This is a genomic window from Bradyrhizobium sp. URHA0013 (assembly GCF_000518345.1).
Lineage (GTDB): Bacteria > Pseudomonadota > Alphaproteobacteria > Rhizobiales > Xanthobacteraceae > Bradyrhizobium.
The window spans coordinates 55,339-76,293 of sequence record NZ_JADK01000010.1; the positions used below are offsets into that span (position 1 = coordinate 55,339).

Sequence of the window (20,955 nt, forward strand, 5' to 3'; positions counted from 1 at the left end):
AATGCACGCATGTTTCAACTCTTCCTGCGGGCCCGCACCCATAACTTCCTGAAGGACCGTTTCGGGGGGGAGCAGACGTTCCGCGCGCGCTCGCCCGAGCGTGACGCCGAGACCGATCACACGCGCATCGAAGCGATCATGATCGCGATCGAGGACGCCCTGCACGCGGCGGAGCGGGAACAGTCGGGCCTGAACCGCCGGGTGGAAGACGTGCTGGCGCGTGCCGCCGTGACCTTCGGCAATGGCGATGACGAATATCTCGAACGTGAGGCGCTCGACAATCACCATCAGGATCTGTTCGACAAGGAGATTTTGAACGGCCAGCGACGGCTCAAGGAGCTCGGCGCCTCGATTGCTCATTTCAGGTTCCTGAAGGCGGCGATGCTGAGCCGCTTTCCGGAGTGCCGGACTCCGGCAAGCTCCACCAACTAAGGTTCGGCGCAGCGCATAGCGCCACGGCGAGCCGTTGCGGCTAGATCGCGAGCATGCTGTTGCCCTGGATGGACAGCAGCGTCAGATTTCCCGTGGCATAGGCCCCGGTATCGATGTTGGCACGGTTCTCGAGCAGCTCGGCCTGCCGCACCGGCGTGTGACCGTGCACAACGTATTTGCCGAAGCGCCGCTTGCTCTGGAGGAATTCGTCCCTGATCCACAGCAGGTCCGCCTCGCGTTGTTCGGAGAGCGGAATTCCCGGACGCACCCCTGCATGGACGAAGAAGAAGTCCCCGCATGTGAATGTCGGTCGCAACTGGCGCAGGAAATTGACGTGCTCCGGCGGCATCGCGGATGCGAGCTCGCGCACGAGATCGGACTGCTCGTCCTTGCTGAGGCCTGGCGCGGCCGACACGCCATATGACATCAAGGTCTGGAGTCCGCCGATCTGAAACCATTCAGGGGCGCGCGAGGGGTCTTCCAGTACCGAGGTGACATAGGCCTCGTGATTGCCCTTGAGAAAGACGGTGTTGCGGTGGCGGCTGCGCCTGATCAGGAGATCGAGGGTGTGGCGGGAGTCCGGACCGCGATCGATATAGTCGCCGAGGAACACCTCGATCGCGCGATACGGCCGGCTGTTCGCCATGTCCGCGTCGATGACGGCGAACATCTGTTCGAGCAGATGCGCGCAGCCGTGGATGTCGCTGATCGCATAGATGCGCACGCCGTTCGGTAGTTTCGGCCGGGGCGAATTTGGAGGCGCGATCGTGGGCATGGGGTGCAACTCTTCAGAGACCTTCGCCCGAGATGTCAATACATTATCGACGAAATCGGGCCGCCACGGGCCGCTTTTTCTCTACCTCTGCTCGTGAATGCTCATTCGTGCCCCCGATCGATCATCCGGGGGTCCTCGCGAATCGTCGATCCCGGCGCTCTCCCGCCGAATTAGCCGAAGCTTTGGCTGTCGAACGACGGCGCGGCCTTGCTGCGATAGGCGGCCGCCCGCACGCGGAGCAGAACCGCGCCGCAGACATAACCAAGCTGGAGCACCACCGCAAAGACGAGAATCGTAACAACGGTGTGAGTCGAATCATATCCCCGCCAGGCCGAGCCCGCACCGAGGATGGCCCCACCGAGAACGATGGCGGGCGGCAGGATGAAGACTCGGAATCGGCCTCCCAGCAACGATCCGATCAACAGACTGAAAACGGCAACGGTACTCACGACACAACTCCTTGAATTGGTCACGAGTGTTAATGGCCGCGGCCTAATACCGGCTTAAGCGGCATGGTTGAACAGCCGTTCAAATGCGCGCGCAATTCTGCGCGAATATGCCGCGATTTGTTAACAAACGCGGTGACATGCCCGCATAATTGTCACGTGTGTGACAGGACTTTGAGCATCCCACTATTAGGGCGTCGCGTTGCATAAAAATCGATTTGATTTTTTCGCTGCACTGCCGCAATGTCGCTTTGTTTAGTTAAGATATACCTTGTCTCACGTCGACGGTCGATCGACTTGCTCGCAACCACCATTGCGATGCGTGACGGGGCAGCGAGGTTTCGGATGGCTGTAGCAACTTACGGTTCGGAAAATTATTATTCGGCTATATCGAACCGACGCGGTGCTCTCCAGAGACCCCTGCAGGTAGCCTTGATCGCCGGTGACTTCGTCGGGGTGCTGCTCAGCTATTTCGTGGCGAGCGGTCTTTATCGGGTCCTCGTGACCGAACAGGATTCGTCCGTCGGAGCAGGTCTCGTCGTCGGCGCGGTGTTCGTGACCATCGCGTACTTCCAGGGTGTCTACGATCATCATCGCCTCTTGAGCACGATCTGGCAGCTGCGCAAGGCTCTGGCGGTCTGGCTGATCTCGTTGACCATTCTCGCGGTCGAGGCTTTCCTGCTCAAATCGTCCGCGGATCTGTCGCGCGGGACCACCCTGTTGTTTGCCGCGACCGGCGGCATTGCTTTGGGCGGTCTCCGCGTGCTGTGGCGCCTGGCGCTCACGTCAAGCTATGCCAAGGGTCGGCTGGTCGACCGGAAAGTGGTCCTCCTGAGCCTCAAACCCCTCGATTTCACATCGAGTCGCTTCAAGGATCTGCGCAAGCACGGCTTCAACGTCGTGCGGCACTTCGTGCTCGAGCCTTCTGAAGAGGGCACCGGCTGGGATCGCGAGATTCGCGATATCGTCCGTCAGGCACGGACGGCGAATGTGGAAGAATATCTCCTGGTCGTCGACTGGGACGAAATGCCTCTTCTCCAGAAGCTGACTCAGCACCTGCGCGTGGTTCCGCAGCCGATCCGTCTTCTGCCGGACTTTCCGATTGCCGATCTGGTCTCGCGTCCGTTCCAGCCCGTCAGCGGCACGGTCGCGATCGAGATCCAGCGCGCACCTTTGAACGCATTCGAGAGGGCGCAGAAGCGCTGCCTCGACATCGGCCTGGCTTCGTTGGCGCTCCTGTTGCTGGCGCCGCTGCTGGTTTTGTCGGCGATCACGATCAAGCTCGATTCAATGGGCAAGGTCATCTTCAAGCAGTCGCGGCGCGGCTTCAACGGCAAGCAGTTCGAGATCTGGAAGTTCCGCTCTATGACGGTGGCGGAGAACGGTAACAGCGTCACTCAGGCAACAAAGAGCGATGCGCGCGTGACGCGCGTCGGCCGCGTGCTGCGGCGGACCAGCATCGACGAGCTGCCGCAGCTCTGGAATGTGCTTCGTGGCGAGATGTCGCTGGTCGGGCCGCGCCCGCATGCGCTGGCGCACGATAATTATTACGATCAGCTCATCAGCAATTATGTCTACCGTCATCACATGAAGCCGGGCCTGACCGGTTGGGCCCAGGTCAACGGCTTTCGCGGCGAGACGCCCACCATCGATCTGATGGAAAAGCGGGTCGAGTACGATGTTTGGTACGTGAGCAACTGGAGCATCTGGCTCGATATCAGGATCATCCTGAAGACCGCGCTTGCGCTGATCCATCAGGAGGCTTATTGAGCCACTGAATTTTTGTGTTTTGCCTCTCTAGGCAATTTTCGATTGGTCCTCTGCCTTCACGAGCAAGCCGTCGACCACCGAGGCCAGACGATTGCGCCGCGATTGCCTGGAGCAGCCATCAGTCGGAATTTAGATGCTGTCTAATCGTAGCTGTCATCCCAACGAGAGTCCGAGTGCAGGGGAAGTACGGCAAATGCGACAATCGCGCAGATCACGATCGCGAACGGAATAACTAGTATGTAGTAGACGGCCGATGCTAGCGCCCTGTTAACTGACAATTTGGCAGCTACCTGAGCAACATCCGCCGACCGCGGCGCTTTGTTCTGACCGCTAAATGCACGAAATGATGCTCTGTTGAGGTCAATGTGCGTCATGTCAATTGCTCCATACACAAACCTGTTACCGATGCTTCGAATATTAATCCTAAATGAGGGGCTGCTAGGAAATGACGCCAGATTAATCAGTTGCCCGACCAATGTCCATTCCGTGACGTGAACGTGGTCAACATTTGCTAGGTGTATGATAATACCGGCACTGCCCTGCGGCTGTACTTTTGGGAAACCTCGCCCCTGTCAATCGCGCAGTGTTAACAGCGGCACCTGCTAGCCAGAACCATGCTGGCCTTTTTGGTCCTCCTGCGCAGGCTGTGTCGTTGAAGAACTACGGGCGGCATGATTACTCGGCGCGGTGGGTCAACATTTTTAATGTGGCCAAATCAATCTGCGGCATGACCAATAATCGTGCCTGCCTGCCACCTGGAAGCCCCAGAGCGGCTTTGACCGAGACCGGTTGCGGTTTTCCGAACGCCTCCCTGATTGGGTGCGATCGGTCGCTCATGACGTCCATTTCCGGTCGAGCACTTGATGCACATCTCGGCGGCAATTCAAGAAAGCAAATGGCACGATCAAGATTTTTCTCACGAAATTCCGTTCGCGCTTGCAACACAAATCCGTACGTCTAACAATACGTGCAAGGCGCAATGTAACCAAGGTTGCACACTTTGAATCGGCTGAAACATATCGACTCAATCCGAGGTCTGGCAGCTCTTGCGGTGATCTACTTCCACATCGCCGAATATGCGACCAAGCGGAATCTGGTATCGAATGAGTTCGAACAATACCTGTTCGGATTCTTCACGCACTATATTGATCTTGGAAAAGTCGGGGTAACCGTTTTTTTTGCCGTATCGGGCTTTGTCATTCCGTTCTCGATTTTCAAGTTCCGCACAAAGCCGATTCTGTCATTCGCAATCAGCAGACTGTTTCGCCTATATCCCGCTTATTGGGTCTCGCTCAGCCTTGGCGTTCTCTTTCTCTTCGTGCTGCATGACAAGCCGATCTCGCCGACCGTTGTGCTCGTAAACGTGTCGATGCTTCAGCAATTCGTCGGTGTGCCGAACGTCATTGATCTCTACTGGACACTTCAGGTCGAGCTGATCTTTTATTTTATCTGCGCGCTGCTGTTCGCGATGAAAGGCCTCGACGACACCAGGACGGTAACTGGCGTGGGCTTGGCATCCCTGGCTTTCGCCCTGTTCCTCGGGTTGCTTCGCTATTTCGTTGAACGAAAAGTGCCGGTGGCATTGCCGCTGGCACTGTCGGTCATGTTTTGGGGGCTTGCGATCAGGTATCACTCGGAGGACAGGGTTCGGTGGCGGAGGCCGCTGGTGGTTCTGACTGTAGCCCTGGTGGTCGTGATTCCGATTGTGTCGATCCTCGCCTACAACAAGGACATGGGCTTCCAGGAAACCTGGTACAAATACACGGCGACCTATTATCTGGCGATCGCGCTGTTCTATCTGCTCTACCGCTATGTCCGCATCACCTCGCCTGTTTTCGTCTATCTCGGTACGATCAGCTATTCGGTTTACCTGTTCGGTCCTATCGTTCAGGAAAGGCTTCTCACCGGGTGGGGCAATGGTGTCTTTGAATATCCGGTTCATGTTTTCATTATCGCGACCTTCCTCGGGACCATTGGTGTCGCGTCTATCGTTTACCGAATAGTTGAGGCGCCCGCGGTCACTTTTGGCCGGCGGCTGATCAAGCGCATCGAGGCAGGTGATAGCGTATCTGCTGTCGCTCTTGAGGAGCCGGTGCGGCCGCTATAGGTGTTCGCCGCAAGATGCAGCTCCCGTTGGCCAAGATCGTAGGGCGTAAGTCTCGCTACCTTGAGCGATCCTTATTCACGTCGAGCTCGACTCGTGTACCGGCTTATTCAAATTCCTAAGAGGAGGCGCTTCGGTGCCGCGGCGAGAACAACTACTCCAACTCAACTGGGTCCGAGGTATAGCAGCGCTGCTCGTCGTCGCTTATCACTGCGAGATAACGATGTTGATGCCGAAATATTTCGGAGCCGGCACGTTGCCGCTTTTCAAAGCTGGCCATGCTGGAGTTCAGCTTTTCTTCGTCTTGAGTGGCTTCGTTGTCTATCTGGCGCATCACCAAGATGCTGAGCGCAATAGCACCGCGATCTTCCGGTTCGCGGCAAAGCGCTTCCGCCGTTTGTATCCTGCACTTTGGGTTGTGCTCGTCCCCCTCGTCATATTGTCGCTGTTAGGTTTCTCGACGAAAGTGCCGACAGTTACAGACATTCTCGCAGCGTTTCTCATTTCTCCGGCCCAACAAGAGGTAGTCCTCGCCACGGAGTGGACGCTTCGTCATGAAATCATCTTTTATGCGCTGTTTGCCCTATTCGTATGGAACCGAAAAATCGGCTTTCCGCTTTTGCTGACCTGGGGCCTTGTCGCCCTACCACTTGCCGCTTTTGAAGGCAAAGGTTGGCTCATCGATTTCATCTTCAGTCTCAATCATATATTATTTCTGGCGGGCATGAGCGTGGCATGGCTCTATGTCCGCGGATATTCGGCCGGCGGCCCCTTTTTTCTTGCAGCTGGAATACTCGTCTTCTCTGTAACCTTTTACGTAGAGAGTTCGCAGTCCCACCTCACTAACCTCAGGCTGCTCTTGTTGGGCTTGGGTGCTACGGGAATCATTTACGGGTTGTGCTCGATCCCACGCTTAAATAGGCGTGTAGCACTGCTTGAAGAAGCTGGGGCGTCTTCGTATGCCCTCTACCTGATCCACTACCCGTTGATCTCGCTACTCGTAAAGCTTGCGGTCCAACTCGACAAATCAATGGCGGCTCCGCGCGTCCTGTACTTCGTGGTGATCGTGACGGCATGCCAGCTGGGAGCCGTGGTCTTTCATCGCTTGATCGAGGCGCCGCTGATGCGAGCTTCCTGGATGCAAAGCGTGCTCTCTCTCTCACCGCCAGCTAACAAGCCGGTTTAGTCTGGGAGAAGGTCTCGATTGTCATGGATGCGCGCATCCTGAGCGCTGTGCACGGGATCGTAATCGTCGGTCGATCGGACCATTGATGGGCCAGACAACCGCATGTTCGTTGAAAACGTGATCGTGGGGAAGCGACCCGGCCGATGTCATCCGCTCAAAGCGTTTGGCGAAATGCTTCGAAGCTTGCAACTAATCCTGACTTCGAGCGCCGGCATCGTTGATGCCACCATCCTCAGCGCTCCCCCAGTCCGCTAGCCGAGCAAGAAGTTCGCTCAAAGCTGAAACTGTCCAGGCCCGTCGCAACGCGCTACGAAAAGTCCGCTCCACTGCCCAGGATCAAGTTAGGTTTTGGATCTCGCCAGCTTTGCGCTTTCCATCGCGAAACCCACCTTCGAGCAGGCGGCGCAAGCGAACCTCGATGAGTTCATATGTGAACCAAGAAATGACAAGGCTCGCGATCAACCCGAGGAATATGAACGACAACCAGACCGGCCATAGCGGATAGCCCCCGCCTGCCAATTTTGCTCCTGCGACTTGGAGTGGATAGAGCGCGAATGGGTGCGCCAGATAGAGGCTGTAGCTGATTTTCCCTACATACTGCGCGACCGGACGCCCGAGCGGAGTGACGATTCCGGATCCAGGCGAGCGCGCCATGGCGAACAGCAGGAATCCGGGAGCGAGTCCAAGGAATGGATTGATGTATTCGAGGCAGACATACATCAGGAACAGGCAGCCTAGCCCTGCCACGACGCCTCGTAGCCCCGGCAACGCGATGCGAAGATCGAAATACCGAATTGCGATCCCGACCAGAAAGTACGCTGCGATGGGAAAAGCTGCGATGGCAACGAGTCCCCCAAGCACGAGAAGCGCCGAGACGGCCCACACTCGCCTGATCGAAATAAAATAGAAGGTTGCAGCAAACCAGAAATAGAACAGCCATTCATAGGTCAGCGTCCAGGCGTTCTGCTGGGCAGTCGGCAGCTGTAGAATGTCGGGCAGGAAGAGCAAATTAGCCAAGAAAAGGCCGACATAGCTGAGGAGATCGATCCCTTTGAAGAACTTATAGCCAACGATCGGCCCAATTGTGAAGATGACGAGATGGAAGGCGACGAACACCGGCAAGATGCGCATGCAGCGTTCGTAGAAGAACTTCGACAAGCGCCCGTGACGCACCAAGCTCGCTGGAATCAGATAGCCGCTGATGATGAAGAACAGTTCGACGCCGCGGCCGCCCGTCAGGATGGTAAAGTCGAACCACGCAGGAACCGCCGGCAGAAAGCCCGCATTCATCGGCATGTCGTACAGATGCACGAACAGCACGCTGAGCGCGGCAATCCCGCGCAGGCCCTGAATGGAGGGTTCAAACTTCTTGTCGTGGATGGTGTCCACTAGATCAGGGCTTTCCGTCACCTAATTGTCTGCCGAAATGGGAGATGCAAGATATTCGCCAATCAGCGCGATGGGACGGGAGCGGCCAGGGCTTTCCTTGGCGCCGGAAAGAGCAGGCGCGAAGGTTGTCGTGAAGGTCGGGTGAAAACTTCACTAAACGCCAGTCCAATCATTAGCAGGGCGCTGGCAGGACCGTAACTCAAAATCGTTATGGTATAGACGTTCATTACGAAGACGAGGGTCAGCTTGTAGATATCCGTTGTGCGCGCGACGGCAAGAACGACGAAGATCATGAAGACAACGAAGATCGGCCCAATCATCAGATAGGTGCCGATATAGAAGTTGTCGACGGGCACATAATAGAAGATCTTGTCCGAGAACAATTGCTGCGGATAGTTGAAGCAGCCCAATCCACACCCAGTGATGAAGCCGGTCGGCATCAGCTTAGCCATGTAGACGAACGGCAACTGCCAGCTGTTGTCGATTCGATCCTGCAGGCTGTACAGGCTCTTGGATAAGCTCGCCAAATTGATGCCGGCGAACAGGATCATCAAAATAATGGGAATGAAGATGCACAAGAACGACCACAGAGCTAGGCCGCGTAGCGCACTAAAGCGATAGCGTTCGTGGAAGAGGCGTACGAACATCATTGCTGCAAAGTACAGAGCGAGCGTGCCGGCCGCGGTCTTGCTCGTTGCAACGTTATTGGTCGCCCAGAACGCGACCGGCGCCCAGAAGGCACACCAGATGAGACCGCGCCGGGGCGAAGTCATGACATAGGAGATCACGATGAAATAGCTGGCCATCGTGCTGTCCGCCGCAAAGCCCTGTAGGCGCGTCGCGCCCTCGACGAACCAGAGTTTGGAGGCGGTTCTGGATGCACCAAACGTATCGAATTCGTATCCCACCCAGGGGAAGCGAACGTACGAGGACCAGACAAGTCCGATGAGCGAGATGTAAAAAAGACTGTGAACGAAGCCCAGTAGAAAGCGATAGTCCTTGACCTCTCGTTGACAAAAGCAAAACCCGACGAAGACCGGGGCGATCATCTTGAGGGAGGACAGGCCTCCTCTGTAGTCGTTGAGAAAGACGTATCCGACATACAACGAGAAGACGATGTAGAGCAGCGTGAATATTGCAAGGGCGTTTGCCTGCTTGATCGCATAGCGGTACGCAAAGGTCGCCACGCAGAGGAACGCCACGAGGTCCGGGATGAACCACAGCGCGCTGAGATGCGTGATGGTCGCGTAGTAGCGGAACGCGCCTGCAAATGCGTCGCGGCCGAAATACAAACAGAGCGCGATCGCCTCGATCGGAAAGCTCACGGTGTTCTGCTCGCGGATGGCTTCCATGCGGCTTCTGCCGGGGCCTGCCGTCGCTTCAAGCGTCATCGTGGGTTGTCGATCTCTCATGTTCGCGTATTCAATCGTAAGATAGCATCCACCTGTCGGCTGTACCAACAGCGTCGTACTTTCCCAATCGGCCCTTTTTTTGAGCAATCGAAGGCAACGAGTTTTGCGGGACTACCTCGGAAAGATATCCATTGGAATGGCATCGGCGGTTTTCGTGCTCGCGCCTCTGCCGCTCGGTTCGGTCGATCTGGCCTGGGTCTGCATCTGGACGGCTGTTCTTTCCGCGAGCTTGCTGACAGCGCGGGTGGATCACGGCTGCAAGGCTGATTTGTGGTTTATGGTGCCCATTCTGGCTGCAATTGCGGCGATTGCGGTGATCGTGTGGATTCAGGTCGCGCCCAATATCCTCGCCAATTTGCAGGATCCGGCATGGGGCAACGCGCGTGATCTCGCAGGCATCGACGTGCCGGGCCGCATTTCGCTGACACGATCCAGCCCCTTGTTGAGCTTCGGATATTATCTCGTGTTCGTGCTGGGGTTGAGCCGCGCCTATCTGCTCGGAATCGATGGGTGGCAGGCACATAAATTGCTGAAGCTGGTGGCTTATGCGAGCGTTTGTTACGCGTTGTACGGGATTCTTTCGCAATTGTTGCTGCCTGACACGCTGCTCTGGCGGCAAAAGGAGTTTTATCTCGAATATGCCACCGGAACATTCGTGAACCGAAATACGGCCGCGACGTTCTGGGGCAGCGGTGGGTTGATTCTCTTGATCATGATGGTGCGCTCAATCCTCCACAAATCGGACGATGCCGATTCCGCGCGCGTCAGGTTTCTCGACCGACCGGCGACGCAGGCCGTTGGTTGCGGCATCTGTCTCGTGGCGGTGGGAATGACCGGCTCGAGGGCGGGAATCCTGATCACCGTTCTCAGCATGGTCTGCGCAATCGTGCTCTATCTGGCACCGCTCAATCGCGGCGGGTGGTTGCTGTGGACCTCGGTGCGAAACAGCCTGGTGGCCGGGATCATCGTGCTGGCCCTCGTCGGCAGTCTGGCAATGGGGCGCATATCCCAGATCGGCCTGGTCGATGGCCAGCGCTACGAGGTCTACAAAACCGTCCTCGACATGATCCGGGGACACACGGTGCTCGGCTTTGGAGCCGGCAATTTCGACGCGGCGTTTCCGCCGTTCCGGCCCGCTTCGCTGGGAAGCCAGGGCATCTGGGACCGTGTCCACAGCACACCGCTTGAGCTCGTGCTGGACCTCGGATTGCCGGCGGCCACCGCTGTTTTTGCAGTGGCCGTCTTCTTTTTTGCAAGCCTGATCACCGCGGCGCTCCGCCGCAAACGGGATCGGCATATTCCGGTGATCGCTGCGGGAGCCTTCTTTTTAGGCTCCTTGCACTCGTTCGTGGATTTTTCGCTCCAAATTCCTGGATTTGGACTGCTATTTGCCTGCGTTCTGGGTTGCGGGCTGGCTCAATCGATCTCCACGTCGACGCGCGGACTGGCGCGTCGCGCGCCGGATTGGGATTCACCAATTCTTAGGTAAATCTACCATCAGCGACGAACTCGATGTATGAGTAGGGAAACAGGTGATTGAAGATGCGCTCACATTATTTCGTTTTTGCTGCCGTACTTCTGGGTTTGCCTGACGCAGGCTTTGCCGCCACAGCCTACAGTGGCGCTTGTGCCCCTGCGTCCGCACAAATTACGGCGGAAAAAGCTATCAGCTTTCTGGAAGCACCGGCCGCTCTGCTCGCCAATTTCGCAGATGGTGGCGGCGCGCTGTCCTCGGCAATCCGGGATCTGGTCAGCATTCGGCCGGAGACCCTCGAAGGTATTCAATCGCTCGCAGAAGCCGCCACGCCCGAGCAGAACAGCGCCATCGGCGCGGGGCTGGGCACCGCGGCCGCGATCTGCGTGGTGTCCCAGCCCGCGACCGCCATGGATATTCAGGCCGCCGCCTTGAAAAGCGGTAGCAGCGAGCTGTTGACCTCGTTTACGAGCATTACCGGCGACATCCCGACCAATGTTGCCGCTGCCTCCGACCCCACCGGTGAATCGACCGCGGGCGGCGGAAGGGGAGGTACGCCGACCCAATCATCGGGCGGGGTGACCGGGTCGAGCCCGAGTTCTCAGTCGTTCTCCCCGGCATCGTCGAGCGTTAACAACGTCTTCGCTGCCGCAGCGGCCGCACCTGCGGTCGCGCTCTCGCCGGTGAGCCCGACCAACTGAAAAGACGGTTTCGATCAAATTTTAGCGAAATCCGGAACCGAAGCGTGAAGGCTGCTTGCTAGTCTACTGCGAATGGTCGGCAATCGCTGAGGTTAGCTATGAAATCGCTCGTCGCTCTATCGATTCTTGTCTTGGGTTCCACGGCTTCGCTGGCCGCATCTGTCGAGCGGGAGAGCCGCTCTCCCGCCACTCTTGTGGCGGAAGCCCGCAATGTTCTGGCGCCGCTCCAGTTCGTCAAGTTCTGCATGAACTATCCGACGGAATGCGAGGCGCGCTCGGGTGAGGAACCCACGCTGTCGCGTGTCGAAGCGCTCGCCGCCCTCGAAGAGGTCAATTCGCGCGTCAACCGGTCGATCGCGCCCACGGTGAAGTCCAACGAACCACTCGTGGCGCGCTGGACCATCGGGCCTGCCGCCGGAGATTGTAACGACTATGCGGTAACCAAGCGCCATGAACTCCTGGCGATGGGCTGGCCGTCGTCGGCATTGCGCCTCGCCGTGGTGTTTGCGCCGGAGGGCGGTCACCTGGTTCTGGTGGCGCGCGTAAAAGACGGCGACTATGTGCTCGACAATCTGTCGCAGACGGTCCGGCCGTGGAACGAGACCAGCTATGCCTGGGTCTCGATCGAATCGACGGTGAACCCGAAGTTCTGGGTTGCGGTCAATGGCAGGAGCCCGCAGGGCGCCGCCCAGAAGTCCGCCGCTCTCGATTAAACCAAGGCGCGATTTACCCAACGGTGGGGTGATTTGGGCCGCCCCACCGTTAGTTTTTGCACCGCACAAAGATTTGCCATAGTGTTGCAGTCTACGGTCTGCACCGCTGCTTGAGGCGAACCTGGATGTCGGTACATACCCTGCCCGAACCGAGACGCTTTGGAAGTGGCTGCAAATGGGCGCTCATCGTGATCGCTGCCCAATTGACTTGGTTCAGTCCAGCTTTCGCCGGCAGGGGATGCCTGCCGCTCATGGAGCGCACGCCGTCACTGGAGCTTGAGCTCTTTGCTCAAGACACGTCTCGCGTGCTGGACTATGCCCAGAGTGATGATACCAAGCTGGAAGCGAGGGTCACGGGATATCTGGCGACCGATCCCGAGCTGATCAGAGTGATGAAGGATCTGCTCATCAAGGCTCCAGCGGCCCGCCACTACGTCATAGGCAAGGCAATCGGGCGCGCCGCGCTTCATTGCGGTGCTGCCGAGCCGGCCTATGCACGCAAAATCTCAACTTTCGTCGACACCTTACGCGATTCTGACGTGTTGACGGGGTATACGTCCGTCCAGACTTCCAACGGAGTGCAACTTGGGACCATCGGAAGAGCCGGACCGTCAGTGTCCGGAGGAGCCGCACTTTTCGAAGGCGAATTTGGTACCGAACTTGCAAATCCATTCACCGAAGTCCCATTGCCGCAATGACCTCTTGGGTTTCACCTGATGTATCAGCCTAGGACTGCGTTTGAGCCGAGTTCCGGTTTTCGGGCGCCTCTGAACGAGGCGTTTTTGACATTTGAGCGCCTGCTCGACATCGTCCGTCGTCAGTGGCCTCTGATCACCTACACGATCATCGGTGCGGTCGCCGTGGTGATCCTCTATCTGCTGACCGCATCGCCGATGTACACGGCGACGGCCAGCATCCTGATGGACACCCGCCAGGCCCAGCTTCTGAACAAGGCGAGCGATGCCGCCAATGCCACGCTGATCGACCCCGGCTTCGTCGAGAGCCAGGTCGAGATCATCACCTCCGAAAACCTGATCCGCGGCGTCGTCAACAAACTCAATTTGACCAAGGATCCGGAATTCGTCGGGCCGCCAACCGGCATCCTGGCGACTGTCGTCGGCACGGTCTCAAGGCTGTTTTCGTCCAACGGGCCGCCGTCGAAGGAGCAACTGGAGCAAACGGCCGTTCTCGAACTGAAGAAGAATCTGAAGGTTGAGCGCGTCGGGCAAACTTACGTCCTCAATCTGTCGTTTCGGTCGTTGGCTGCTGACAAAGCGGCTCAGGTCGCGAATGCCATCTCCGACGAGTATGTGGTCGGTTCGCTCGAGGCCAAGTACCAGTCGACCAAGCGCGCAAGTGAATGGCTTCAGAACAGAAGCGCCGAGCTTCAAGCTCAGGCGATCACCTCGGATCGCGCGGTTCAGACTTTCAAGGCGGAGAACGGCATCGTAGGCACCAGCCGCGGTCTGGTGAACGAGCAGCAGCTCGCCGACGTCAACACCCAGCTGATCCAGGCGCGCGCAGCGACGGCCGAAGCAAAGGCCCGGCTCGACCGTATCAAGCAGGTGACGACGCAGGATCTGGCGCAGCCGACGGTGACGGATGCGTTGAACAATCCGGTGATCACGCGGCTGCGCGCCCAGTTTCTCGATCTCCAGGCGCAATACGCGGACTGGTCGAACAAGTACGGCAAGGATCACCAGGCGACACAGAATATCGCGAGCAAGATGCAGGACCTCAAGACCTCGATCCGGGACGAGGTCAACCGCATCGCCGACGCTTATCGAAGCGATTACGAGATCGCAAAAAGCCGTGAAGTGTCTCTGGAGAGCGGCCTGAAGGGACTGGTGACCGAGTCGGGCAGTACGGCACAGGCCCAGGTCAAGCTGCGCAATCTCGAAAGCGCGGCCGACACCTACCGCACCCTCTACAACAACTTCCTCCAGAAACTCCAGGAAGCCACACAGAACGAGAGCTTTCCGATCTCGGAATCGCGTGTGATCGCGACCGCTGTCACGCCGGACAAGAAGAGTTCGCCGAAGACGGCTCTGGTCTTGCTGGGAGGCATCATCGCCGGCCTGTGCTTCGGTCTCGGCGGAGCCTGCGCGCGGGAAATGCTGAGCCAGGTGATCCGGACGCCGACCGAGATTGAAAACGAAATCGGGTTGCGCTGCCTCGGAACGCTTCCCGACGTCGGAGACGGCAGGGACCAACCGTGGTCGGCGACGCGAGCCAGTGTCTACGCGGTCGACCATCCATTCTCCCGATTTGCCGAGTCGCTGCGCAGCGCCAAGACGGCGATCGATGTCGCCCGCCTGACCAAGGAAATGAACGTCGTCGGCATCGTGTCCTCGCTGCCGAAGGAGGGCAAGACCACGGTCGCGGCGAACCTGGCGCATCTGGTCGCCATGGCCGGCCACAAGACTCTGCTGATCGACGGCGATCTGCACACGCAGTCTCTGACGAAGAAGCTGGCTCCCGAGGCGACCTATGGCCTGCTCGAGGCGTTGTCGGATTCCGCCAATTTCGAGCGCTATGTGAGCGTCAGCAAGAAGACCAACCTTTCGTTGCTGCCGGCCGTGGTGCGCTCACGATTGACGAATTCGTCCGACATCATGGCGTCCCGGGAGATGGCGACGCTGCTCGGCGCGCTGCGCCAGAAATACGCGTACATCTTCATCGACCTGCCGCCGATCCTGCCCGTCACCGATGCGAAGGCGGTCGGGCATCTCGTCGATTCCCTTGTCTACGTCGTGGAATGGGGCAAGACGCGCAGGTCAGCCGTGCAGGAGGCCGTCGCCGAGATCGAGGGCTTTAGCAGCAAGATCGTCGGCGTTCTCCTCAATCGCGCCAATCCCAAGGTGTTGAAGCGGATCGAGTCGTATAAGGGCCGCCACTACTCTGATTACTATGTCGAGGCGAGCTGAAGCGGCGGACCGATCGGCCCCGTGGCCGGGACGCATCCTCCTCGTCTTCAGGCTGATACTGGCCGCTCTCGGCGTCGGATGGATCGCCCTGGCTGGAAGCATCATCTTCCAGCCTAGCCTTCGACTGGTCGCCGAGCGCCTCGCCCGTGGCGAGACCTACGATACCGACGGCCTGCGGCAGATGGCCTCGCCTCTTCCCGCCGGCGAGACGAGCCTGTGCGACGTGAAGCGGCGGCGCAGCGCACTGATGATCCAGCTCCGCGTGGCGACCTCCTCGATCGAGAAGGCCGATCTCTCCCATCTGGACCAGGACGTCGGGGCCGTTGCCAATCTCGGCAAGGAATTGCTGACGTGTTCGCCCTCCGACGGCTTCGCGTGGCTGGGGCTGTACTGGGCCGAGATCCGCCAGGGCGGGGTGGGCCCGAAGGCCTGGTCCTATCTGGCGCAGTCCTATCGCTTTGCGCCGCATGAGGCATGGATACAGCTCATCCGTGCGCCGATGGTGCTGCGCGTGGGTCAGACGATTCCCGAGCCGCTGCGGCCGGCGGCGGTTACCGATTTCGACGACATCTTTCGCGCGCGGCTATATCCGAGCGCGGCGCTGATCTACAAATCATCATCGGCCCAAATGCGGATCGCGCTTCTCGACCGGACATGCGAACATCCAACCGAGCCTCGCGCCGTATTTCTCCATTATGTGAAAGAGCAGGGCTTGAGCATCGATCACCGCTGCTATCCGGCTCAATTGAATTCCAACGCTCAATCGAACGAGCAGAGCAAAGCGAGCGCGGATTTCCGCCAGGAATAGATCGATAGCCTAGCCTGCTGCGCGGCTCGTTCGGCTTCGGTGATCGGGCCGATGGCGATACGTTCGGTGAGAAGCGCGGCCAATCCCTGCACATCCGTAGGATTGAAGTAGCGCACGGCGTCGGCGCACGTCTCGTGAACCGGCGAGATATCGGCCGCAATGACGGGGCATCCGAATAGCATGGCCTCGAGCGGTGGCACGCCAAAACCCTCGTACAGGCTGGGAAAGACGAAGGCGGTCGCGTGCTGGTACAGCGCCGCCAGGCCTTCGTCCGGAAGCCTTCCCGCAAAAATGACGTTCGCGACAGGGGCCGTCTGCGTCTCTCCGCGGTTGAAGACACGGTCGTTCTCGCTGCCGACGACAATCAGGGGATAGTCGGAGCGGTTCAGTACCCGCATCGCCTCGATCGCGACCTGAACATTCTTGTTTTTCTTCAGCGACCCGACGGCCAGGAAGTAGCGGCCGGCCTCGAGCTGGAAGCGTTCCAAGACCGTGGGATCGGGCTGGACGCGCGCCAGATGTTCGGCGCTGTTCGGGCACACACCAATGTCCTGTTTAGACAGGCCCAGAGAGCCAGCGAGCTCGCCGCGCGAAAATTCCGAGACAGTGAAGATTCGGCTGCGGCGCGCCAGCAGCTGCCCCAATTGCCTATGCGCGAAAGCGTACTTCCAGCCGAAGAACTCGGGATGTTTGAAGACCTGCGCATCGTGGAGCACCACGCGCTGGTCCCGGTGAAGCAGGGGGCCGGAATTGGCAAGGCTGATCAGCGGGCCACCTCGCGCCGCCCGTGCGAGGTCGACCTGGTCCCAGGCATGCCCGGACCGCGTTCCGACCCGAGCCACCTCGATGCTGCGCAAGGCGAGGCGCGAGATCGCGTTTGGCGGCACCAGCAAGGTCCAATCCGCGCGCGATATTGATGGTGGGATCGCGGGCGTTCCCGCGAGTTCATCGATCGATCTGACCATTTCGGCGGCATAGCGCTGAACGCCGCTGAGCGATTGCGACAGAAATCGCCCGTTGATGAAAATCCGCAAAACAGCCAGATCCGCCCTGAAATCCGAGAGCCCATGGAACGAGACCCGTCGCTCCACCGCCAGCGGTCCGGAACCACGGCTCGTCGGTGACTCGAAAGGGAGTGCGATGAGGTTATCGCACGACCCCGTCGCTGCCGACAAGCGGACGTTTGGTCGTCCGCTAGGCGAAGAGGAAGTTGTTGTGGCTGAGCTGACTCGCTGTGACGTGAGCCAGCGTTATCGAGTCCGATCCGTTGATGTGAATTACCGTATCCTGCCCGCTCTGTTCGAATTGGAGGTGGCTGTAGTCAGCGACGAGAGCCTTCGAAATCTCGATTACGTCGTAACCCGAGGCCGAGCCCGCATGGAAATTGGCGACCTTGTCGTTGCCGTGGTCGAAGACCATTTTCGTCGAAGCCGTGGAGAATACGAACTGGTCGTTGCCGTTACCGCCCTCCAGGGTCTGGCCGGGCTTGAAGGCCATGACCTGATGCGTGGCGTCCGCCGCCGTCACGTCGGTTTGCAGGACGCTGCCGGACGAGTTGTACGATACATGCTGGGTGGTGCCTTGGGAGCCGAAGTTGAAGTTGTAGACGTCCCGGGCTCCACCGGTTCCCACCAGCACCTGCGACGTCACGTGTCCTTGCGCGTCGTAGTGCAGCGAGTTCGTACTGCCGTCGGTGGCAAAAGTCTCCTTGAAGTCGAGGGTCCCGTCGGAGTGGGTGCGGAGGATCGAGGTAGTCTTGCCGCTGGCGTCGACGTGCGTGACTTGGTTGGCATAGGTCTGCCCGGTGACTCCGTACACATAGTAGTCCTGGCTGTGGTCGGCATTCGTCATGGCCTTCTTGGTCAGTGCGCCGGCGCTGAACGTCGACACTGAAGATGAACCGTCCCCGCGAGTGACGGTCTCGCTGGTGACGTGGCCCGACGCGTCGTACTGATCCGTGATCGAGGTGCCGTCCGCGCTCTTGGTGACCTTGGAGAAGTCGGTGCCGTCGGCGCGCTCACGCTCGAAAGTCGTTAATAGACCGGACGCGTCGTAGACTGAGTGCTCAGTGGTATAGGCCTGACCCTTGATGTTGAACGTGTAGGACTCACGCGTCCCATCCGCGTGGACGATGTTCTCCGAGCTCTTTACGCCGCTTGCATTGTAATAGACACCCGTTCGCATGCCGTCGGCCACGGTGGTTTGGGTATAGTCGAGCGTGCCGTCAGCGTGCTGCTGGATGATTTCCGTCAGCTTTCCACTCGCGTCGTAGTGCTTGTGCTGGGTCGTGTAGGATTGGCCGGCCACATTGTAGAGGTAGACGTCGCGCGTCGCGTCGGTGTTGGTGACCGCCATCTGCGCTTTGGTGCCGCTGGCGTAGGTCGATGTCGTCGAGGCGCCGTTGGCGGAGGTGACGATCTCGCTCGTCAGAGCGCCCTTGGCGTCGTACTGATCGGTGGTCGTGATGCCGTTCGTGGTGGTGACCTTGAGCGCGTAGCTGCCGTCAGCATGGAAGCGCTCGAACAGGGCGAGCTTGCCCGAGGCGTCGTAGCTGCTGTGCTCCGTCGTGTAGGACTGGCCGGTGATGTTGTAGGAGGTAAATTCTTTCGCACCACCGGGATGGGTGATGCTCTGTGCAGTTTTCACGCCGGCCGCATTGTACTGGGTCGATGTCACACTACCGTCGCCGGCGGTCGACTGGGTGTAGTCCAGGCTGCCATTGCTATGGTAGCGCCAGACGCCGGTCACGTTGCCCGAGGTGTCGATATGCTGAAGCTGCGACGTGTAGGTCTGGCCGGTGATCCCATAAGAGTAGTTGTCATGGGACTGATCCGCGTTGGTGACGAAGACGTAGGACTTCGCCCCGGCGGAAGTGTAGAGCGTCGTGTTCGACGATCCGTCGGTGTGCGTGATCGTCTCGGACGTGAGCTTGCCCGCGGTGGTGTACTGGTCGGCCGTCGTAGTACCGTCCGCTGCGATCTTTGTTACTGCAGTAAGCTTTCCATTCGGGTCGCGATGATCGATCTCTGTCAATTTTCCGCTGGTCGCGTAGATATACGTGTCCTTGGAATGATCGGCATTATTGACGATCGTCTGCGTCTTGAGGCCGTTGGAAAAGTTCGTTGTGGCGGTGGACCCGTCTGCGTTGGTAACGAGCTCGTAGGCGATCACGCCATTGGAGTAGGCGGATTCGTCCGTCGAAGTCTGCTTGCCGGTCGAATCATAGTTGGTTGTCAGCTTCCAGCTCCCGCCGTCGACCGTGACGGCGAAGGAGTAGCCGCCCTTGATCGTCGACAGCACCGAGCCGTAATGGGCAATGATGTACTTCATCGTCGCTTCCGACGCGACGGTCAGCACGTGGGTGTCCGTTAGCGTGATGCTCGTGACGGTTCCGGCGGCGTTCAGATCCGACAGCTGCGCGACGATGTCCGCGGCGGTGTCGGTCACCGCCGTGACCGCGGCAGGCGGAATCGCAGAGGACGACGGCGGGTCGATCTCGATAACGAGCGGATGATCGCTGACCGGAACGGTGAAGTCCTGGACATTGTGATAGGTGGCGATCGGAACGGTCCCGGTCAAAGGGTCGTAGATGACGACAATCTGATGAACCGCGCCGAGATGCACTGCGACCGACTTGGTGGGATTTGCCACTTCCTTGTCAGTCGTATCGTTCCACAGCGTCGGTTCGGCCCAGACGACGAGGTCGTAGGCGCCGTTGCTCTTGCCTAGCACCATGCTGTTGCCGGTCGTGGGCATGTTGCCGAGGGTGTAGTTCAGCGACGCGGTGGGCGTGCGCCCGCCCTTTCCGTCGTCAGCGAGAATGCTTGTCAGATTGTGAAGTGCGGTCGCAGCGAGCTTCGGCGTGCCGTCAGAATTGAACAGGCCGAAATGCGCTTCCGAGTCGGTGTTCGAGGAACTGGAGTCGCGGTCGAACAGCTCGTATAGATACGTCATCTTGACGCCGTCGCTGTACGAATCCACCAGCAGGTTCAGAATTGATTTCGCCTGAACTGTCTGATCGACGCCCAGTCCGCTCGCGCTGGCCAGCGTGGTGTAACCGGTTTCGGTGATGACGGACGCCTTTCCGACGGCGCTCGTCGAAGCGGCATTTAATGAGTAGTTTAGGCCATACTGGTTTGGGGTGCTGGTCGCGACATAAGCGTGCGCATTCGAGTAGTCGGCGTACTTCGCGAGGTTCCCCAGCGACGCGTAGGCGGCGTTGTCGTTCAGGCCGAGAGTCATATTATAGACGGAGACGCTGCCGAGATGGGCATCACTCCGGATCGCAGTATAGAGGTCGGCCTGGAACTGGGCAGCCGCCGAGAGCGACGAGCTTCCGTGATAGCTGAAGGATTGGATGTTCGCCTCGTTAAGCCCTTCCAAGGCAACGATGCTGCCAGGGTGGGCCGCGAGGAACGCGTCGATAGATGCGACATATTGCGTCAGGCCGGTGCTACCTGTCGCAGGCAGATCTGACGATGTAACGAAATCGAACTTCACACCCGCGGCGGAGAGTGCATTCATAACGGGCACTGCGCTCGGATCCGTAGCAAATGAATCTCTGACGGTCGTAACCCCGAGATATTTCAGATCGTCGATTACGAGGCTGGCGTTTTTATAAGCACCCCACGAATAGCCAGCGTGCGTATTGATGCCGATCGAGTCAATGAACGATGCAGCAGAGAGAATCGTTTGATTGGCAGTCGTCATAGTCGCAAGTCCCCATTTCAAGTTTGGAGAGATGCTGACAGGCGACAGCGAGGATTGAGTGTTGGGAAAAAGTAAAATTGTTAGCGTTGCGATGTTTTTCTCGCGACA

General features: G+C 58.7%; 16 protein-coding genes. 10 read left to right on the forward strand and 6 right to left on the reverse strand.

The genetic code is table 11. From position 1 onward, the window contains the following. Positions 1-9: 9 nt before the first annotated feature. On the forward strand, positions 10-432 hold the full coding sequence (locus N551_RS0116575) for a hypothetical protein (RefSeq protein WP_027567877.1): 423 nt from the start codon (positions 10-12) through the stop codon (positions 430-432). Between the two features lie 40 nt (positions 433-472). On the opposite strand, the gene N551_RS0116580 is transcribed toward N551_RS0116575, so the two are convergent. Continuing rightward, entirely contained in the window at positions 473-1,207 is a 735-nt protein-coding gene (locus N551_RS0116580; RefSeq protein ID WP_027567878.1) for a metallophosphoesterase family protein, read from the reverse strand. Positions 1,208-1,377: 170 nt separating this feature from the next. Next, positions 1,378-1,656: a hypothetical protein gene (locus N551_RS0116585; protein ID WP_245287787.1), complete on the reverse strand. Its 279-nt coding sequence runs from the start codon at positions 1,654-1,656 to the stop codon at positions 1,378-1,380. A gap of 342 nt (positions 1,657-1,998) precedes the next feature. Here N551_RS0116585 and N551_RS0116590 point away from each other — a divergent pair, with 342 nt between their 5' ends. The 3 genes from N551_RS0116590 to N551_RS36590 all read left to right on the forward strand — a co-directional run bounded on the left by N551_RS0116590 (position 1,999) and on the right by N551_RS36590 (position 6,713). Beyond that, a complete protein-coding gene (locus N551_RS0116590) occupies positions 1,999-3,423 on the forward strand; it encodes an undecaprenyl-phosphate glucose phosphotransferase (protein WP_027567880.1) in 1,425 nt (474 codons plus the stop codon). 1,000 nt (positions 3,424-4,423) lie between these two features. After that, the gene (locus N551_RS35565; RefSeq protein WP_035961460.1) at positions 4,424-5,530 is read left to right on the forward strand and encodes an acyltransferase; all 1,107 of its coding nucleotides are present in this window, start codon (positions 4,424-4,426) and stop codon (positions 5,528-5,530) included. Positions 5,531-5,663: 133 nt separating this feature from the next. Next, the gene (locus tag N551_RS36590; RefSeq protein ID WP_051462757.1) at positions 5,664-6,713 is read left to right on the forward strand and encodes an acyltransferase; all 1,050 of its coding nucleotides are present in this window, start codon (positions 5,664-5,666) and stop codon (positions 6,711-6,713) included. A gap of 336 nt (positions 6,714-7,049) precedes the next feature. Here the strand turns inward: N551_RS36590 and N551_RS0116610 are convergent, their stop codons facing one another. Together N551_RS0116610 and N551_RS35575 are read right to left on the reverse strand one after the other, a co-directional pair. Then, positions 7,050-8,102, reverse strand: coding sequence for an acyltransferase (locus tag N551_RS0116610; protein ID WP_027567881.1), 1,053 nt, complete (start codon positions 8,100-8,102; stop codon positions 7,050-7,052). Between the two features lie 62 nt (positions 8,103-8,164). Next, entirely contained in the window at positions 8,165-9,493 is a 1,329-nt protein-coding gene (locus N551_RS35575; RefSeq protein WP_051462760.1) for a hypothetical protein, read from the reverse strand. A 157-nt stretch (positions 9,494-9,650) separates the two neighbouring features. Between N551_RS35575 and N551_RS35580 the strand changes: the two genes are divergently transcribed. From N551_RS35580 to N551_RS35590, 6 genes are all read left to right on the forward strand, one after another. Beyond that, positions 9,651-11,003 (forward strand): O-antigen ligase, encoded by a 1,353-nt coding sequence (locus N551_RS35580; RefSeq protein ID WP_051462762.1) that lies wholly within the window; start codon positions 9,651-9,653, stop codon positions 11,001-11,003. Between the two features lie 47 nt (positions 11,004-11,050). Beyond that, positions 11,051-11,689 (forward strand): hypothetical protein, encoded by a 639-nt coding sequence (locus tag N551_RS0116625; protein WP_027567882.1) that lies wholly within the window; start codon positions 11,051-11,053, stop codon positions 11,687-11,689. Positions 11,690-11,820: 131 nt separating this feature from the next. Further along, on the forward strand, positions 11,821-12,402 hold the full coding sequence (locus N551_RS35585) for a transglutaminase-like cysteine peptidase (protein ID WP_245287788.1): 582 nt from the start codon (positions 11,821-11,823) through the stop codon (positions 12,400-12,402). A gap of 125 nt (positions 12,403-12,527) precedes the next feature. Beyond that, positions 12,528-13,100 carry a hypothetical protein gene (locus tag N551_RS38010; RefSeq protein ID WP_155809742.1) on the forward strand — a complete coding sequence of 191 codons (573 nt, stop codon included), beginning with the start codon at positions 12,528-12,530 and terminating at the stop codon, positions 13,098-13,100. Between the two features lie 84 nt (positions 13,101-13,184). Beyond that, a complete protein-coding gene (locus tag N551_RS0116640) occupies positions 13,185-15,329 on the forward strand; it encodes a polysaccharide biosynthesis tyrosine autokinase (protein WP_245287789.1) in 2,145 nt (714 codons plus the stop codon). Then, complete coding sequence (locus N551_RS35590) at positions 15,313-16,137, forward strand: hypothetical protein (RefSeq protein WP_051462764.1); 825 nt, start codon at positions 15,313-15,315, stop codon at positions 16,135-16,137. The genes N551_RS0116640 and N551_RS35590 overlap by 17 nt, the downstream gene beginning before the upstream one ends. On the opposite strand, the gene N551_RS0116650 is transcribed toward N551_RS35590, so the two are convergent. Further along, entirely contained in the window at positions 16,089-17,312 is a 1,224-nt protein-coding gene (locus N551_RS0116650; protein WP_371180067.1) for a glycosyltransferase family 4 protein, read from the reverse strand. The two genes, N551_RS35590 and N551_RS0116650, sit on opposite strands and share 49 nt — an antisense overlap. 19 nt (positions 17,313-17,331) lie before the next feature. Beyond that, the gene (locus N551_RS0116655) at positions 17,332-20,847 is read right to left on the reverse strand and encodes a hypothetical protein (RefSeq protein ID WP_027567886.1); all 3,516 of its coding nucleotides are present in this window, start codon (positions 20,845-20,847) and stop codon (positions 17,332-17,334) included. Positions 20,848-20,955: the final 108 nt, after the last annotated feature.

Bases quoted from the DNA above. Each gene is read 5' to 3' on its own strand.
- N551_RS35575 (WP_051462760.1), bottom strand. From the start codon at position 9,493: ATGACGCTTGAAGCGACGGCAGGCCCCGGCAGAAGCCGCATGGAAGCC.
- N551_RS0116655 (WP_027567886.1), bottom strand. From the start codon at position 20,847: ATGACGACTGCCAATCAAACGATTCTCTCTGCTGCATCGTTCATTGAC.
- N551_RS0116590 (WP_027567880.1), top strand. From the start codon at position 1,999: ATGGCTGTAGCAACTTACGGTTCGGAAAATTATTATTCGGCTATATCG.
- N551_RS0116580 (WP_027567878.1), bottom strand. From the start codon at position 1,207: ATGCCCACGATCGCGCCTCCAAATTCGCCCCGGCCGAAACTACCGAAC.
- N551_RS35580 (WP_051462762.1), top strand. From the start codon at position 9,651: ATGGCATCGGCGGTTTTCGTGCTCGCGCCTCTGCCGCTCGGTTCGGTC.
- N551_RS0116575 (WP_027567877.1), top strand. From the start codon at position 10: ATGTTTCAACTCTTCCTGCGGGCCCGCACCCATAACTTCCTGAAGGAC.
- N551_RS35590 (WP_051462764.1), top strand. From the start codon at position 15,313: ATGTCGAGGCGAGCTGAAGCGGCGGACCGATCGGCCCCGTGGCCGGGA.
- N551_RS38010 (WP_155809742.1), top strand. From the start codon at position 12,528: ATGTCGGTACATACCCTGCCCGAACCGAGACGCTTTGGAAGTGGCTGC.